This is a genomic window from Qipengyuania sp. (assembly GCF_042095715.1).
Classification (GTDB): domain Bacteria; phylum Pseudomonadota; class Alphaproteobacteria; order Sphingomonadales; family Sphingomonadaceae; genus Qipengyuania.
The window spans coordinates 1-14682 of sequence record NZ_JBELMO010000044.1; the positions used below are offsets into that span (position 1 = coordinate 1).

A 14682-nucleotide genomic window follows, 5' to 3' on the forward strand; every position below is an offset into this window, starting at 1 on the left:
CTGGGCGATCATGCCGCCCATGCTGGCCCCCACGATGTGGGCGCTCGCGATATCCAGCGCATCCAGCACGCCGACTCCGTCCGCCGCCATGTCCGCCAGCGTATAGGGCACCCGCGCGCGCAGGCCGATCTTGCCCATCAGCGTCTGGCGCACGATGCCCGGGGCGCGCGCGCCGTCCAGCTTCTGGCTGAGCCCGATGTCGCGATTGTCGTAGCGGATAACGCGGAAGCCGCGCTCAACCAGCGCATCGACCAGTTCGATGGGCCACAGCGTCATCTGCGCGCCCAGGCCCATCACCAGCAGAATCGGCTCCGCACCCCTGTCCCCGAACTCATCGTATTCCAGCGTCAGCCCGTTGGCTTCGATCTGCGGCATTAGGCAATCACTCCCGTCCCTTCAGCGGGATGTTTAGAATTCCTTAACCCTCTTGCGCAATACATCCTCTCCGCCATCCGCCATCTCCCGATTGCACGGCGGATGGAGAGGGGACGGTATCCATGGACGATCGCAGGACGGAACGGCTGACCAGCGAAACCGAGGTCTTCACTCTGGTGCGCGGCGCGCGGCAGGCGCATCGCTGCCGCAACATCTCGCACCTCGGCTGCATGATCGCATTGGACGGAATGGCGCTCGCCACCGGAGACGATCTGGAGGTGGAACTGGCGGAAGGCACTGTGATCCCCTCGCGGGTGATCTGGGCGCGGCAGGGGTTTGCGGGCCTCGCCTTCAAATGCGCGATCAAGCCTGCCACCGTGCGCCAGCTTGCCTCTGCCGATCAGATTTCCGGCGGCGGCGTAGCGCGGCTGATCCCCGAACGCTTCACCAGTTGCGCGGCCTGAGCAAGCACCGGACCAAGGGCTCCGGGGCGAACTAGTCCCCGCCCGCCATCTGCGCCAGTGCCGCGCCCGAAGGGGCACCCAGCACTTCCACAGGGGCGACCGGCGCCAGCCTGCTGCGCACGATCGCCTCCGGCATCTCCTCGGCCAGCCACTGGATCAGCGCCTCGCGCACGTCACAGCGCAGATCGTAGAGGGTGGGTGAATCCTTCGCCGTGACCAGAAAGCGCACCTCGATCGCGTCACGCGTCAACTCGGTCACCTGCATATGCCGGACGCGCCCGTCCCAGCGCGTGTTGCCTTCGACGATTGCCATGAACCTGGCGCGGATCGGGTCCAGCTTGGTAGCTGGATCGACGTAGAGCATCACCGTGCCCATCAGTTGCGCGGTGGTCTTGGTCCAGTTCTGGAAGATTTCGTCCAGAAACTTGCTCGTCGGAACCACCAGTCGCCGCTCGTCCCACACCTTCACCACAACATAGGTGGTACGGATTTCCTCGATCCAGCCCCATTCGCCGCCGATGATCACCGCGTCCCCGACGATCACCGGCTCCGTCAGAGCCATCTGCACCCCGGCGATCAGAGATTTGAGCGCGGGCTGCGCGGCGGCACCCACGGCTAAGCCCGCCAAGCCGGCGCTGGCGACCAGCGTCACGCCGATGTCGCGCACCCCCGGTATCGCCAGCAGCATCAGCCCCACGGTCACGAACACCAGGATGAAGGTCGCGATGCGGTTGAAGATCGCAAGTCGGGTGCGCTTGCGCCGAGCGGCGCGGTTGTCCTCCATGGAATCGTCGTTTTTGAGGATCATCACCTCGATCAGCGCATGCAGCACCGATATCGCCATCCAGCCGACGAACAGCGGCATGACGAAGGCGCCGACCCGTTCCCACACCGTCTCCAGCGCGGGAAACAGCGCCACCACGACGACCAGCGCCAGCATGATCATGGCCCAGCGTGCCGGGCGCCGAAGCTTGGTGACCACGACGTTGTCGGACTGGGTCTGACTGTCCCTGGCCACGCGGGAAAGGAGGCGGAACACCACGGAATGCACCGCCAGCGCCAGCGCGACCGCCACTACGGCGACGATCAGGACGGCCAGCCAGTCGGGCAGGGCGGCGAGGGGCGCTGCAATCCAGTCGGGCATGGAGGGGAGGTAGGGGGAGGGGCCTTATGCTGCAAGTGCGAATGGCGTTCCCCGCCCGGGCACTTGTCGTCAGGGTCGGTTTTCCGCCGCAGCGGATAGGAAAATCGCCCGGCACCGGCGAACCGGCCCTGGGCGATCGCTCGCCATGCGCCGGGTACAAGGGGCGGCCCGACGCGAGGCGATCAAGCGTTTGGGCTTATTCCATCGTGTCTGCGCGTTCGTTGAGCGCTTCGGCACGGTCGTCGCCAATATCGTCCACGGCTTCTGCTCGGGCGTTCAGCGCATCTTCGCGGGCGTCAGTGTTCGCCTCGTCGGCCATTTCCTCGAGCTGGCCGGCCCGATCGTCACCTACGTTCTCGACGGCATCGGCGCGCTCTTCGAGCATGTCGCCCCGTTCCTCGACCGCGGAATCCTGCCCGCAGGCGGAAAGTGACGCGGCAAGCGGAAGGGCGACCAAAGTAAACAGCTTCTTCATGTATCCTATCCTCCTGTTGCGCGAAGGCCCGACGAAGGCGCCCCGCATTGTTCAACTAATGAATTGCGGAGGGAATTGTTTCGAAAAAGCCGGGCGACGATCCCCGGCTATCAAAGTAAGCGCAAAAAATCAGCGAACTTGAAGCCCTTATGGGTTTTCAACTGACAATTGATAAGCTCCCGTCTTTAATGTTCCCGCATCGAACTCGGGATAATTCATCGGTTGCGCGACATTTTCAAACCCATTCTTCCTCGATCAGTCGACTTCATTTAACATCCATTCCCCCCGGCGGCTATGGCGCTGGCACTTTCGTCTTCCCATATGGTTGATTGGAAGAAGGAGAATGACGATGGCTGGCGGATGGACCCGTGACGGGGCCGTACAGGATCAGATCGACGACAGCGTGACCGACGCGGTGAGTGCCGCGCGTGCACGCATGCCCAGGGGCGAGAGCGAGAAGTTCTGTGAGGAATGCGGAGAGCAGATCCCAGAACGGCGGCGGGAGGCGCTGCCGGGCGTCAAGACCTGCATCGCATGCCAATCCGGCCGCGACCGCGCCGTGGCGCATACCACCATCAACCGCCGCGGAAGCAAGGACAGTCAACTGCGCTGAGGCGAAGCGCGTCACGCCATGGCGCGACCCGCTTCGATCCGGCGCCTAACGTCAGACCGTTAGAACTTTGCGAAGGGACGCCCGAATTGGGCGCTTGATTCGCCCTTCGCCAAGCCGATTTCGAATGCGCAGACCAAACCTTCCTCCGCGAAATCGAACCGCACCCCGGTGGATCCTCTCGACCCGAGCCCCCGCTCTATGAGCCTGGTGCCGAACCCCTTATTTCTGGGCGGCTCCACCTTGGGCCCCCCGTGTTCGCGCCAGATTACGTGAACGTGATCTTCGGTATCGCAATCGGCGATCGTCCACCGCAGCTCCACACCGCCGCTGTCGTTCGAAAGCGCACCGTATTTGAGCGCATTGGTCGTGAGTTCGTGCACGATCATAGTGAGGCCGAGGGCAGACTCCGGGTCGAGCATGTAATCGGGGCCACGAACCTCGACACGCTCCGCCAGATCGCCGCAGGCCGCGCCAATCGTCGCTTCCACGATCTCTCTGATCGGGGCGGGGCCCCAGCTTCCCTGGGTGAGGACCCCATGGGCCGCGGAGAGGGCCATCAATCGCGAGGAATAGATCGCCATTGCGCTCTCGCCGTCGGCCAGGTCGCGAAAGCTCTGCTTTGCCAGCACCTGCACCACCGCGATCGTGTTCTTCACCCGATGCTGCAACTCGTTGATGAGCATGGCCTGTCGTTCTTCGAAGGCGGCTTCGTCCGTAACATCGTAGCCTTGGACGATTATTCCCGAAGTATCCTCGTCATCCCCCAGAATCGGCTGGAAGACGAAGTTGAGTACGCGCTCGCTCGTGGAACCAGAAACCTCCGAATGGAGCGTAACGCGCTCGCGCCGGCCAAGGTACGGCTCTCCCGTTCGGTAAACCTCGTCCAGGAGGTCGATATAGCCCTGGGGGACCACTTCGGGTAATGCTTGTGCAACCGTCAGCCCGACGATTTCCTTTCTACCCACGAGTTCGAGATACGCCGCGTTGGCCATTCGGAATATGTGTTCCGGGCCACCGAACACCGCAACGAAACCGGGCGCCTGCTCGAAGAACTGGTGCAGGCGCCGACTCTCCTCAAGCAGGCTCTCGTTTCTCGACTGGATGGTTTCCGCACGGCGGATGAGATTGGCTTCATCGCGAAGCTGCCTCAGCTTGTGCAGCTCAGTCACATCGACCGTATGCTGGAGGATGAAGCGCATTTCGCCTGCATCGTCAAAGACGGGCGTGTGTGTCGCGCTCCAGTAGCGGGTGGCGAACGAGCCGTCGGGACGTTCGATGTCGTAGCGGATCAAAGCGATCTCATCGACCTGTGATATCGCAAGGACCCGGTTGAGGGACTCGTCCAGCTGGCGGAAGCTTTCGGTGGCCGGATCGCTGGGAAAGGCATCGAAAATCTTGCGGCCAAGGATGCTGTCGCGGGTCCGCATGGTGGTCGCCAGATAGGCATCGTTCATCCATGCGATCCTCAGATCCCGGTCGAGAAGCACGTACGGATTGGGCGATGATCCGATCAGCGTCGCGAAATCGATATTCAAGCTGAAGCCTCTCGACGTCCGATGCGCGCGCCGGTTTCGCGATCCACCACTGCCCGACTGAACCACTGTAGAAGAGCTGTATCTGCGGACAAGCCCTTCCGGTATGTCGTTGCGCTAAACCGGAGGTGTCGGCGCTCCGCCGCAGCGTCATCCCTACCGCCCACCTCCTTTAGGATTAGTAAGGGAGCAGCCAGAGGCGGCTTGGGAAAGGCCCGTCGAAACGAGAGGGTCAGGCAGCCAGCCTTACGGTGTCGCGCCCTTCGTTCTTGGCACGATAGAGGCTTTCATCCGCGCGTTGCAGCACCTGGCGCAGGGATTCCCCCGGTCGGAACTGCGCCACCCCCACGCTGACGGTGACGCAAGGGTCGGTGGCAAGATCGCCGATCGCACGGCGCACGGCCTCGGCCCGCTCGCAGGCCTTTTCCGCGCCGCAGGGCATGACGATCAGGAACTCTTCCCCGCCGAACCGGCCAACGTCGCCGTCGCTCCCGATCTGCAATTCCGCGGCATGCGCCACGCGTATCAGCACTTCGTCGCCGACGTTGTGGCCCAGCCGATCGTTGATCGACTTGAAATGATCGATGTCGAGCAGCGCCACGGACAGGGGCTGGCCGCATGTATTCGCTGAGGCGATGGCCCGTTCGGCAAGATCGCTGATCTTGCGGCGGTTGGCTATGCCAGTCAGCTGGTCGGTCTGCGCGGCGATGGTCGCTTCGTGCGCGGCCAGTTCGGCTTCGACCCGCGCACGATGCAGCGCCTCTTCATGTCGAACCTGATCGGTGATATCCTGAATGATCCCGAACACACCGAAGCTGCCGTCTTCCATTTCGCGATCGATCTCGCCCCTGGACCTCACGTGGCGGACCTCGCCATCGGGCCGGATGATACGCGCGTCGAATTCAAAGCCGGTCCTTTCGGCCATGCTTTCTTCTAGCACGGTGGACACCATTTCGCGGTCCTTGGGGTGATAGGCTTCTAACGCCTTGTCCAAGGGGGGCGGAGTAGGGCCAGAAAGCCCATAAATGCGGAACACCTCGTCGGACCAGGTGAGCGTATCGTTGGCGATGTCGAGCCGCCAGTGCCCGACATGGGATGCCCCTTCGGACATTTGCAGTAGCCGCGCCATTTCTCCCAGTTCTTCCACCAGCCGTTCACGGGCGGACAAGAGCGAGGTGATCGGCAGCGCGACGGCCAGCAGCGTGAGCAGGTAGAATTGAAGGAACAGGCTTTCGCCGAGCTCGCTGCCGTGGATCAGGGTTTGCGGTCCCGACCCGTTCAGCGCGCCGAAGCTCGCCGTCGCAGCGACGATCAGAACACTTCCGGCCCCTCCGATGGGTCCGAGCCGGACGACGCAGTAGACTACGGCGACGGCGGGAAGGAACAGCAGGGGATAGGAGGACTGGAAGAACGTCGCGATACTGAGGATGAAGACCGCGCCGAGGCCGAAGAAGGTTTCCCGGCTCGAGCCGCGATCGAAAAACCGCTTCTTCAACAGCGCTTCGATGATCGTGACCACAATAGGCGTCACGATCAGGATACCCAGCAGCACGGTCAGGAACCAGGAAGACCAGAACAGGGGCGTGATAAGTCCTGACAAAACGGTGGCGATGGTTGCGCTCGCGACCGCGCCAATGGCGCTCGCCATGCAGAAACAGAGCAGGCCTTGGGTCTTCAGGAAGGACACACGGCAGCGCGCCCGCTTTTTTACGAGCCAAGCAATTAGCGCAGGTTCCGCAACATTTGCGGCGGTGAAGGCCGCGGTCAAATGCAGGCTTTGATCGAATATCGCATTGGCCAACAGACTTGCCACCGCGCCGCTCAACAAATGCCATTTCACCTGCTTACGGGAGCACAACAGCAGCGCCGCCAGCATGATCCCGCTGGGCGGCCACAGGGCGGCGGTGCCGTCTGCACCCTGCGTCAGATACAATGACACACCGGCCGTGGCGAGATAGGCAAACCCGGTAAGGATCGGGGCCCACCACCAACCGTCACGGTTGTTGGCGCGGCCGTCCAAGACTTTCATTTCGCTGGTTTACGACCGCCGTGGTTAATATTTCTCGACCGGAGAATGCCAAGCGGCGTTTTAGGTTCCTTGGCCGTCAAGCGAGTCTGGAGTTCCTTTAAAGTTCGGGATCGACATCGTATCCGGCTGCGCAGCTGGTGTTTCGCCCGCTCGCTTTCGCGCCGTAGAGCCGTCGGTCCGCGAGTTTGATACACTCGTGGATCCGATCCTTGCCCTCGCCGAGCTGAGCGATTCCCGCGCTGAAGTGCAGACGGAACCCTGGCGCGGCATCGAAGGTTTCTCGCTCGGCCTCGGCGCGGATCCGCTCGACGATCCGGGCGGTTTCCTCGACGTCGGTCGCCGGAGCGATCAGCAGAAATTCTTCCCCACCCCAACGGCCCACGATATCGCCAGGTCGTACGCATCGCTCGATAACGCGTGCAAACCGGTTGAGGACGATGTCGCCCGCGTCGTGACCGAACCGGTCGTTGCACGACTTGAAATGGTCGATATCCAGAAGCGCGAAAGATGCCCGAGGGGTTTCGGTCGCCGGTGTGCGCAGGAATGAGGTGATTTCCTCCTGCGCGGCCCGGCGGTTGCGCAGCCCGGTCAGCGGGTCCGTCATGGCCAGGCGGCGGAACCGGCGCCGGTGGCGAAGCAGCGAATAGATGAGTGCCCCCAGCAGGGTAATGATCGCGGCTGCCGCTACCATGACCACTGCGGCGAGACGCAGCCGGATGCCACTGGTGCGCTCCTGCTGGGCGAGGCTGTCCTGAAGCTCCTGGGTCTTGAAGCGAGCTCGCAGCGCGGCAGACCCGCTGCGCAGTTCATTCTCCCTGCCTTCGTCCGCGATGGATTTGGCTTGCCGCATGACCGGATAGGCTTCGCGATACCGCCCGAGGAGGGAGAGCGCCTGTGCCTTCACCGCCAGTGTCCTGGCCCATTCGGAAAAACTGGCGTCGCCCCTGCCCCCGGCGATCCAGGGCTCGATCAGCCTGAGAGCCCGGTTCGGCTCTCCCTGCGAAACGAGCAATTCGGCCATGAGTGTTGTGGCAAGGAATGCCATCGGTTCGCGCGGCTTTGCCAGAGCGCCGAAGGACTGCGTGCAGGCCGGGGCCGCCTGTTGCAGTTTCTCGCCTTTCAGCGCGGCTTCGCAGACCCCGAGCAATGCATAATCGATGGCGTATTGATTGCCGTAACTACGCGCCTGTTCGGCGGAAGCCCGGAAGTCGGCGATGGCAGGCTGCCACCCCCCGTCGCTCAAATGCATGTAACCACGCAGAACCAACTCGTTCGCGGCGAGGTCGCTCATGCCAAGCCCAAGCCAGATTTCGAGTGCTTCGGAACTGAGCTGCCCCGCATATTCGAAATCATATCCGAGCGAGACCAGATAGGACATCATGGAGGCCGCTTCGGCGCGCGGGGACGAATTCTCGTGAGCTTCGCTGTTGCGATATGCGCTGGAGGCGAAGCCGAAAGCCTCCCTCTGCTCGTTCAGCACGGAATGGTAGTGAGCAAGATCGGTGCCGCGGCAGGTGCGGGCCTGACTGCCCTCAGGCAGTCCGCCGTAATCGCGTACTATAGCAGCGAGCGTGTCCGCCCGGGCCGGGCCGGGCTTCATCTTCGCGTAATCATTGATCCGCAGGAACAGGTTGATGTTGTCTGCCGGTCCGAACCGAGATGCCGCGCGGTGCGCCTTTTCCCTGATTTCTTCTCGCGACTGACCGCTCATGCTGATGGCGATCAGCTGGGCCGCGTAAAGTTCGGCGATGCGGCGTGCGTTTTCCGGATCCATGCGTGCGATGAGGCCCGAGATCGTATCGATGGCGCTGCCGGGATCTCGGCCTATCGCCACTTCGACGCTCTGGACGACGGGGTCGGTGCTCCCGAGGCAGCGCGCGGCCACCTCCCCGGTCGGCAACCAACAGGCGAGCGCGGCGAGCACGCAGGCGACGCCGCGACCGCCAAGCAGCCTTCGTCCAAAGGATAGGAGTTCCCTCACATACTCGCATCTATGCAAGAATGTTTGACGAACTGTTATGGTTTACCCCGGTTAAGCCACTGCGTCAGGGGGGCTTGGAACTCCTTAGGGAACCAGCACCGTATCCCGCGCAATCGGTTCCGTCTCCGGATAATCCAGCGTGTAATGGAGGCCTCGGCTCTCATGCCGCTTCAGCGCCGCCTGGACGATCAGGTCGGCGCTCTGGTGGAGGTTACGCAGCTCGATCAGATCGGTGGTAACGCGGAAACTACCGTAATAATCCTCGATCTCGCGGCCCAGCATTTCGATCCGGTGCGCGGCGCGTTCCAGGCGCTTGGTGGTGCGCACGATGCCGACATAGTTCCACATGAAGCGGCGGATTTCCGTCCAGTTCTGCTTGATGACCACCTCCTCGTCGGAATCGATCACGCGACTTTCGTCCCAGGGGCGGATCGCGGGCGGCTCTTCCAGCTCCTCCCACATCGCGAGGATGTCGCTGGCCGCCGCCTCCCCGAACACGAAGCATTCGAGCAGGGAATTGCTGGCGAGGCGGTTGGCGCCGTGGAGGCCGCTCTCGGTGCATTCGCCTGCCGCCCACAGGCCGGGCAGGTCGGTGCGCGCGAACAGATCGACGGCCACCCCGCCGCAGGTGTAATGCTGCGCCGGCACCACCGGGATTGGCCCCTTGGTCATGTCGATGCCCAGCCCCATCAGCTTTTCATAAATGGTAGGGAAATGGTGCGTCACGAAATCGGCCGGCTGGTGGCTAATGTCGAGATGCACGAAATCGAGCCCGTACCGCTTGATCTGATCGTCGTTGGCGCGCGCCACGATATCGCGCGGGGCCAGTTCCATGCGCTCGGGATCGTACTGCTCCATGTATCGCCGCCCGGTAACGGGATTGATCAGCCGCCCGCCTTCGCCGCGCACCGCTTCGGTAATCAGGAAGTTCTTGACCTCCAGATTGTAGAGGCAGGTGGGGTGGAACTGCATCATCTCCATGTTGGAAACGCGCGCGCCGGCCCGCCACGCCATGGCGATCCCGTCGCCGGTGGCGCCGCGCGGCGCGGTGGAGAACAGATAGACGCGGCCCGCCCCGCCGGTGGCGAGCACGGTGGCGCGCGCGACATGGGCGACGACCTGGCCGCTCGCTTCGTCCAGCGCATAGGCGCCCCAGACCCGGCCCGATCCGCTGAAGCGTTCCTGATGATGTCCGGTGATGAGGTCGATGCAAGCCTGCCCCGGAAGCAGGGTGATATTGGGATTGGCGTGCGCGGCCTTCAGCAGCGCCTCCTGCACTGCCCAGCCGGTGGCGTCGTTCACATGCACGATGCGGCGGTGCGAATGGCCGCCCTCGCGGGTGAGGTGGAGGTCTCCGCTCTCCTCGTTGAAGGGGACGCCGAGCTCGATCAGCTGGTCGATGGAGGCGGGCGCGCGCTCGATCACATATTCCACCACCTCGCGATCGTTGAGACCGGCGCCCGCCACCATGGTGTCGCGGATGTGATCCTCGAAGGTATCGCCCGCGTCCAGCACCGCGGCGATACCGCCCTGCGCCCAGGCCGTGCTGCCTCCGTCCAATCGGCCCTTGGCGAGCACCAGGACACGCTTTTCCTGCGCCAGCGCTAGCGCGGCGGTGAGCCCTGCGGCACCCGACCCGATCACGATGACGTCATGAGGGATATCTGTCATGGCGCCGTCATAACCGGGCGAGGCCGCGCGGCAAGCGGGCAAAGTGTCTGGAACGGTTGCATGCACGGAAGATTGCACCATTTGCACATGGGAGACATGTCATGGAAGATGACGTCCAAAAGCTTGCCGCGTTGCGCACCCCGTTCCCCGGAGAAAGCGACGCTTACCGCGATGCGCGCACCGATCTGCTTGCCCAAGAAATCGCTTTGCAGCGCCAGATCGACGCGGTTGCGGAGCAGCGGAGCAAGTTGCCGCCGGGCCCGGCCGTTGAAAAGGACTATCGCTTCCGTGACATGAACGGGGACGAGGTTGGGCTGGCCGATCTTTTCGGGGGCCACGATACACTCGTCACCTACTTCCAGATGTACGGGCCCGAGCGCGAACGGCCCTGCCCGATGTGCACCAATCTGCTTGGTCCGCTCGATGCCAACGCCCTCGATATTACGCAGCGCGTGGCGCTGGTAGTGCTGGCTCGGAGCCCGGTGGACCGCCAACTCGCTTTCGCCCGAGAGCGCGGTTGGCGCCACCTCCGCTTCTTACAGACCGTGGGTGACGCCTTCGCGCTGGATTTCGGCGGGCTGGATCCAAAGAAGGGCGGGGAAAATCCGGTGCTCACGGTGTTCCGCAAGGACGGCGACAAAGTGCGTCTCTTCTGGAAAGGCGCGATGACCGGAGAGATGGCGGAGGAAGGAAAGGACCCGCGCGGCATCCCTGATGTTGCTTCGGTCTGGACCGTGCTCGACCTGACGCCGGGCGGGCGCGGCACCGATTGGTATCCAAAGCTGGACTATCGCTGATCCGCGCCCGTCCGGGCTTGCTCGGCACGTTCGGGCGTGCGATCAAGCGGGTGATCATCGGCTTTTGCGCCGCCGCCCGCGTGAATCCACCATTTCGCCGCGCGCCCCGTTTACCATGTTTCGGCAGCCGTTAAGACCGGTGCGACAGGGGGCAAATACCAACGGGAAGGTCGCGGGATCACATGAAAATTGCAGCACTCGGCTGTGCGCTCGGGCGGCATAGCCTCGACAGGAATACCGTACGCCGCGTTCACGGCGCCCATGTGGGGCGGTGCGGACGCTGCGGTTCGGCGATGGAGGAAACCATGCCGAATGTCTGGGGATTGCAACCGGTGAGGGATGCCGGGCTGGGCCGGCGCTACCACTTCTGACGGTCAGCCAGCGCCGGTAAGCTGGACGAAGACGTCCTCAAGATCCGCTTCGCGCGTGGTGACGTCCTCGATGGCATAACCATGGCTCTGCACCAGCGCCAGCACCTGTCCGGCGGTGGTAGCATCGCGGTCGTAGGTGATATCCAGCCGACGCGGCTCGACCACCTCGGCCTTGGTGAAGGCGGGTTCCATGATGGGCCCCGCCAAGTCCTTGTCCACGCTCACGGAAACGATCTTTTCCCGAGCCATTCCAATGAGTTCTCGGGTGGGCTTGTTCGCAATCAGCTCGCCGTGGTTGATGATGGCGATGCGGTCGCAAAGCTGCTCGGCTTCTTCGAGATAGTGCGTGGTGAGCACCACGGTGACGCCCTCGCGATTGAGCTGCGTCACCAGTTCCCAGAGCTGCCGCCTCAGTTCCACATCCACGCCCGCGGTGGGCTCGTCCAGCACTAGGATCGGGGGTGAATGGACCATCGCCTTCGCGATCAGCAGGCGCCGCTTCATCCCGCCTGAGAGCGTGCGCGCATAGGCATCGCGCTTGTCCGCCAGATGCACCGCCTTAAGCAGCTCTTCCGACCGCCGCTGCGATTTCGGAACGCCGTAGAAACCGCCTTGGTTTTCGAGCACTTCGAAGGGCGTGAAGAAGGGGTCGAAGACGATTTCCTGCGGCACGATACCGATCGACCGCTTGGCGTTGCGGGTGTGCTCCTCGATATCGAAGCCCCAGATTTCCGCGCTTCCCCCGGATTTCTTCACCAGCCCGGCCAGGATGTTGATCAGCGTCGATTTGCCCGCGCCATTTGGGCCAAGCAAGCCGAAGATGCCCCCTTGCGGCACGTCGAAGCTGACTCCTTTCAGCGCCAGCTTCCCTTCGCTTTCGGGTTGCCCCGGTGGCGGGTCGTAGCGCTTAACGAGATTGTCGATGCGGATGGCCGGTTCGGTAGTCATGTCCCATGCCCCTAGGGCGTTGCGGCGCGCGGCCCAAGCGTTTATCGCCGCATCTCATGAGCATTCCACCGCCAGAGGTCACCCATGTCGAAACCCGCCGCGTCTGGTGCGACGGTGCGACAGACATCCGCAGCGGCGAACATTATCGCCCCGCCGCGCTCGGCCACCCCAAGGTCTATCTGGAGATCGACGAGCACGGCTACGTCGACTGTGGCTATTGCGACCGGCGCTTCGTGTTGATCGGCGGTCCGGCGGACGGGGCGGACCAGGCCGCGCTGGTAGACATTTCCGAAGGCGGCGATCCGGGCCACGCCTGAGAGAACGGGTGGGGGCTGTTCGCGCGCGATCCGAACGCCTACATCATTCGCATGACCACGCCGGATCCCGCCGGGCTGCTCTATGCGCCCGATCGCCTTTCCCCGGATGAAGCGCAAAGCCTCACCGCTCGCCTCCTGAATCGCTGCGACGATGGCGAGCTGTACCTTCAGTACACCGCTTCGGAGAGCTTCGCCTTCGATGACGGACGGTTGAAAACGGCCGATTACAGCCGGGATTCCGGGTTCGGCTTGCGTGGGGTAAGCGGGGATTCGACCGGCTTCGCCCACGCCAACGAGATCAGCTCCGCTGCCATTGCGCGCGCGGGAGAGACGCTGCAACTGCTCGACCCATCCGTGGGCGACAAGGCGGCACCGCCAGTGCGCACCAACCGCCACCTTTACACAGAGGAAAGCCCGCTGGACCTCGTGCCCTTCGCGGAGAAGGTCGCCTTGCTCGAGAAGATCGATGCCGTGGCCCGCGCCAAGGACCCGCGCGTGGCCCAGGTTTCGGCGTTTCTGCTGGCCAACTGGAGCGTGGTCGACATCATACGCCCCGATGGCTTCACCGCGCGCGACATCCGCCCGCTCGTAAGGCTCAACGTCCAGATCGTCGCCGAGATGAACGGCAGGCGGGAAACCGGTAGCTATGGTTTCGGCGGCCGCTTCCTTTACGACGATCTCTTCGACGAAGGCCGCTGGATGCACGCGGTGGACGAGGCCGTCCGCCAGGCGCTGGTCAATCTGGACAGCGTGCCCGCCCCCGCCGGAGAATGCACCGTGCTGCTGGGCCCCGGTTGGCCCGGGGTATTGTTGCACGAAGCGGTCGGACACGGGCTGGAAGGCGATTTCAATCGCAAGGGGACCAGTGCCTTTTCCGGTCGTGTGGGAGAGCGGGTGGCCGCGCCCGGCGTGACGATCGTCGACGATGGCAGCATCGCCAACCGGCGCGGTTCCCTGTCCATCGATGACGAGGGCACACCCACCCGCGAAACGGTGCTGATCGAGGACGGCATTCTCAAGGGCTATATGCAGGATCGCCTCAATGCGCGGCTCATGGGCGTGGAGCCCACCGGCAACGGGCGCCGACAAAGCTACGAACACGCGCCCATGCCGCGCATGACCAACACGTTCATGCGTTCGGGCGATGATGATCCGTCAGAGCTGCTCTCGCGCGTCAAGAACGGCATTTACGCCACCAGTTTCGGTGGTGGCCAGGTTGACATAACCAGCGGAAAATTCGTCTTTGCCTGCACCGAAGCCTACAAGGTCGAAGACGGCAGGGTGGTGGCCCCGATCAAGGGCGCGACGCTGATCGGCGATGGGCCGAGCGTGCTCACGCGCGTCATCGGCATCGGCGACGACATGGCGCTGGATGAAGGTGTCGGCGTGTGCGGAAAAGGCGGGCAAAGCGTGCCTGCGGGTGTGGGCCAGCCCACCCTGCTTATCGATGGAATTACGGTCGGAGGAACCGGGTGAACCACATAGCGCGGTCTTCGCGACCGATCAGCGCGCGTTCATCGTGGATGTGCTAGACCTGTCTCGAAGGAGAATCTTTATGCTCAAGCAAGCAGCAATTCTGACCGCCGCCGCCATGGCCCTGTCCGCAGGTCCTGTAACCGCCGGGGATCGACCTACCGGCGAGGAAAAGCTGGCGAAGCTGATCGAGGGCCGCACCGCCGGTGAGCCCAAAAGTTGCATTGCCATGTTCGGCAATCGCAACCTCACCGTGATCGACAAGACCGCGATCGTCTACAAGGACGGCTCGCGCGTATGGGTCAACCGGACCGCCAATCCCGAATCGATCGACGACAGCGATGTGCTGGTAATCCGCAAGCATGGCAGTGGCTCCAGCTTGTGCAGAACCGATATGGTCACGACTGCGGATCGTACCACCGGCATGTTCTCAGGCATTGTTTCGCTTGTCGATTTCGTCCCTTACGAAAAGACGGACGGCTAAGGGCAACG

General features: G+C 63.3%; 15 protein-coding genes. 7 read left to right on the top strand and 8 right to left on the bottom strand.

Annotated features, from left to right (window positions below):
- Positions 1 to 375 (bottom strand): alpha/beta fold hydrolase (locus tag ACFDTG_RS10840; protein ID WP_375291057.1); only part of this gene is annotated, 375 nt, incomplete at its 3' end.
- 122 nt (positions 376 to 497) lie between these two features.
- On the opposite strand from ACFDTG_RS10840, the gene ACFDTG_RS10845 reads away from it, so the two are divergent.
- Positions 498 to 839: a PilZ domain-containing protein gene (locus ACFDTG_RS10845; protein ID WP_375291058.1), complete on the top strand. Its 342-nt coding sequence runs from the start codon at positions 498 to 500 to the stop codon at positions 837 to 839.
- Between the two features lie 31 nt (positions 840 to 870).
- Here ACFDTG_RS10845 and ACFDTG_RS10850 read toward each other — a convergent pair whose 3' ends face one another.
- Positions 871 to 1983 carry a mechanosensitive ion channel family protein gene (locus ACFDTG_RS10850; protein WP_375291059.1) on the bottom strand — a complete coding sequence of 371 codons (1113 nt, stop codon included), beginning with the start codon at positions 1981 to 1983 and terminating at the stop codon, positions 871 to 873.
- Positions 1984 to 2179: 196 nt separating this feature from the next.
- Positions 2180 to 2458 (bottom strand): hypothetical protein, encoded by a 279-nt coding sequence (locus ACFDTG_RS10855; protein WP_375291060.1) that lies wholly within the window; start codon positions 2456 to 2458, stop codon positions 2180 to 2182.
- Between the two features lie 349 nt (positions 2459 to 2807).
- On the opposite strand from ACFDTG_RS10855, the gene ACFDTG_RS10860 reads away from it, so the two are divergent.
- Complete coding sequence (locus ACFDTG_RS10860; RefSeq protein WP_375291061.1) at positions 2808 to 3071, top strand: DksA/TraR family C4-type zinc finger protein; 264 nt, start codon at positions 2808 to 2810, stop codon at positions 3069 to 3071.
- Positions 3072 to 3130: 59 nt separating this feature from the next.
- Here the strand turns inward: ACFDTG_RS10860 and ACFDTG_RS10865 are convergent, their stop codons facing one another.
- From ACFDTG_RS10865 to nadB, 4 genes are all read right to left on the bottom strand, one after another.
- Positions 3131 to 4606 (bottom strand): sensor histidine kinase, encoded by a 1476-nt coding sequence (locus tag ACFDTG_RS10865; RefSeq protein ID WP_375291062.1) that lies wholly within the window; start codon positions 4604 to 4606, stop codon positions 3131 to 3133.
- Positions 4607 to 4835: 229 nt separating this feature from the next.
- Positions 4836 to 6632 (bottom strand): diguanylate cyclase, encoded by a 1797-nt coding sequence (locus ACFDTG_RS10870; RefSeq protein ID WP_375291063.1) that lies wholly within the window; start codon positions 6630 to 6632, stop codon positions 4836 to 4838.
- 97 nt (positions 6633 to 6729) lie between these two features.
- Positions 6730 to 8613 (bottom strand): diguanylate cyclase, encoded by a 1884-nt coding sequence (locus ACFDTG_RS10875; RefSeq protein ID WP_375291064.1) that lies wholly within the window; start codon positions 8611 to 8613, stop codon positions 6730 to 6732.
- An 84-nt stretch (positions 8614 to 8697) separates the two neighbouring features.
- The gene (gene nadB / locus ACFDTG_RS10880) at positions 8698 to 10284 is read right to left on the bottom strand and encodes an L-aspartate oxidase (RefSeq protein WP_375291065.1); all 1587 of its coding nucleotides are present in this window, start codon (positions 10282 to 10284) and stop codon (positions 8698 to 8700) included.
- Between the two features lie 101 nt (positions 10285 to 10385).
- Between nadB and ACFDTG_RS10885 the strand changes: the two genes are divergently transcribed.
- A complete protein-coding gene (locus tag ACFDTG_RS10885; protein WP_375291066.1) occupies positions 10386 to 11081 on the top strand; it encodes a DUF899 family protein in 696 nt (231 codons plus the stop codon).
- Between the two features lie 182 nt (positions 11082 to 11263).
- On the top strand, positions 11264 to 11452 hold the full coding sequence (locus ACFDTG_RS10890) for a hypothetical protein (protein WP_375291067.1): 189 nt from the start codon (positions 11264 to 11266) through the stop codon (positions 11450 to 11452).
- 3 nt (positions 11453 to 11455) lie between these two features.
- On the opposite strand, the gene ACFDTG_RS10895 is transcribed toward ACFDTG_RS10890, so the two are convergent.
- The gene (locus ACFDTG_RS10895; protein ID WP_375291068.1) at positions 11456 to 12400 is read right to left on the bottom strand and encodes an ABC transporter ATP-binding protein; all 945 of its coding nucleotides are present in this window, start codon (positions 12398 to 12400) and stop codon (positions 11456 to 11458) included.
- Positions 12401 to 12456: 56 nt separating this feature from the next.
- On the opposite strand from ACFDTG_RS10895, the gene ACFDTG_RS10900 reads away from it, so the two are divergent.
- The 3 genes from ACFDTG_RS10900 (at position 12457) to ACFDTG_RS10910 (ending at position 14674) form a co-directional block, all read left to right on the top strand.
- Positions 12457 to 12717, top strand: a complete 261-nt coding sequence (locus ACFDTG_RS10900) for a zinc-finger domain-containing protein (RefSeq protein WP_375291069.1) — start codon at positions 12457 to 12459, stop codon at positions 12715 to 12717.
- A 51-nt stretch (positions 12718 to 12768) separates the two neighbouring features.
- The gene (gene tldD, locus ACFDTG_RS10905; RefSeq protein WP_375291070.1) at positions 12769 to 14193 is read left to right on the top strand and encodes a metalloprotease TldD; all 1425 of its coding nucleotides are present in this window, start codon (positions 12769 to 12771) and stop codon (positions 14191 to 14193) included.
- A 79-nt stretch (positions 14194 to 14272) separates the two neighbouring features.
- Entirely contained in the window at positions 14273 to 14674 is a 402-nt protein-coding gene (locus tag ACFDTG_RS10910) for a hypothetical protein (RefSeq protein ID WP_375291071.1), read from the top strand.
- Positions 14675 to 14682: the final 8 nt, after the last annotated feature.

Excerpts from the sequence above, each read along its gene's own strand:
- ACFDTG_RS10845 (WP_375291058.1), top strand. The coding sequence starts at position 498 with ATGGACGATCGCAGGACGGAACGGCTGACCAGCGAAACCGAGGTCTTC.
- ACFDTG_RS10850 (WP_375291059.1), bottom strand. The coding sequence starts at position 1,983 with ATGCCCGACTGGATTGCAGCGCCCCTCGCCGCCCTGCCCGACTGGCTG.
- ACFDTG_RS10855 (WP_375291060.1), bottom strand. The coding sequence starts at position 2,458 with ATGAAGAAGCTGTTTACTTTGGTCGCCCTTCCGCTTGCCGCGTCACTT.
- ACFDTG_RS10860 (WP_375291061.1), top strand. The coding sequence starts at position 2,808 with ATGGCTGGCGGATGGACCCGTGACGGGGCCGTACAGGATCAGATCGAC.
- ACFDTG_RS10870 (WP_375291063.1), bottom strand. The coding sequence starts at position 6,632 with ATGAAAGTCTTGGACGGCCGCGCCAACAACCGTGACGGTTGGTGGTGG.
- nadB (WP_375291065.1), bottom strand. The coding sequence starts at position 10,284 with ATGACAGATATCCCTCATGACGTCATCGTGATCGGGTCGGGTGCCGCA.
- ACFDTG_RS10885 (WP_375291066.1), top strand. The coding sequence starts at position 10,386 with ATGGAAGATGACGTCCAAAAGCTTGCCGCGTTGCGCACCCCGTTCCCC.
- ACFDTG_RS10890 (WP_375291067.1), top strand. The coding sequence starts at position 11,264 with ATGAAAATTGCAGCACTCGGCTGTGCGCTCGGGCGGCATAGCCTCGAC.
- ACFDTG_RS10895 (WP_375291068.1), bottom strand. The coding sequence starts at position 12,400 with ATGACTACCGAACCGGCCATCCGCATCGACAATCTCGTTAAGCGCTAC.
- ACFDTG_RS10900 (WP_375291069.1), top strand. The coding sequence starts at position 12,457 with ATGAGCATTCCACCGCCAGAGGTCACCCATGTCGAAACCCGCCGCGTC.
- tldD (WP_375291070.1), top strand. The coding sequence starts at position 12,769 with ATGACCACGCCGGATCCCGCCGGGCTGCTCTATGCGCCCGATCGCCTT.
- ACFDTG_RS10910 (WP_375291071.1), top strand. The coding sequence starts at position 14,273 with ATGCTCAAGCAAGCAGCAATTCTGACCGCCGCCGCCATGGCCCTGTCC.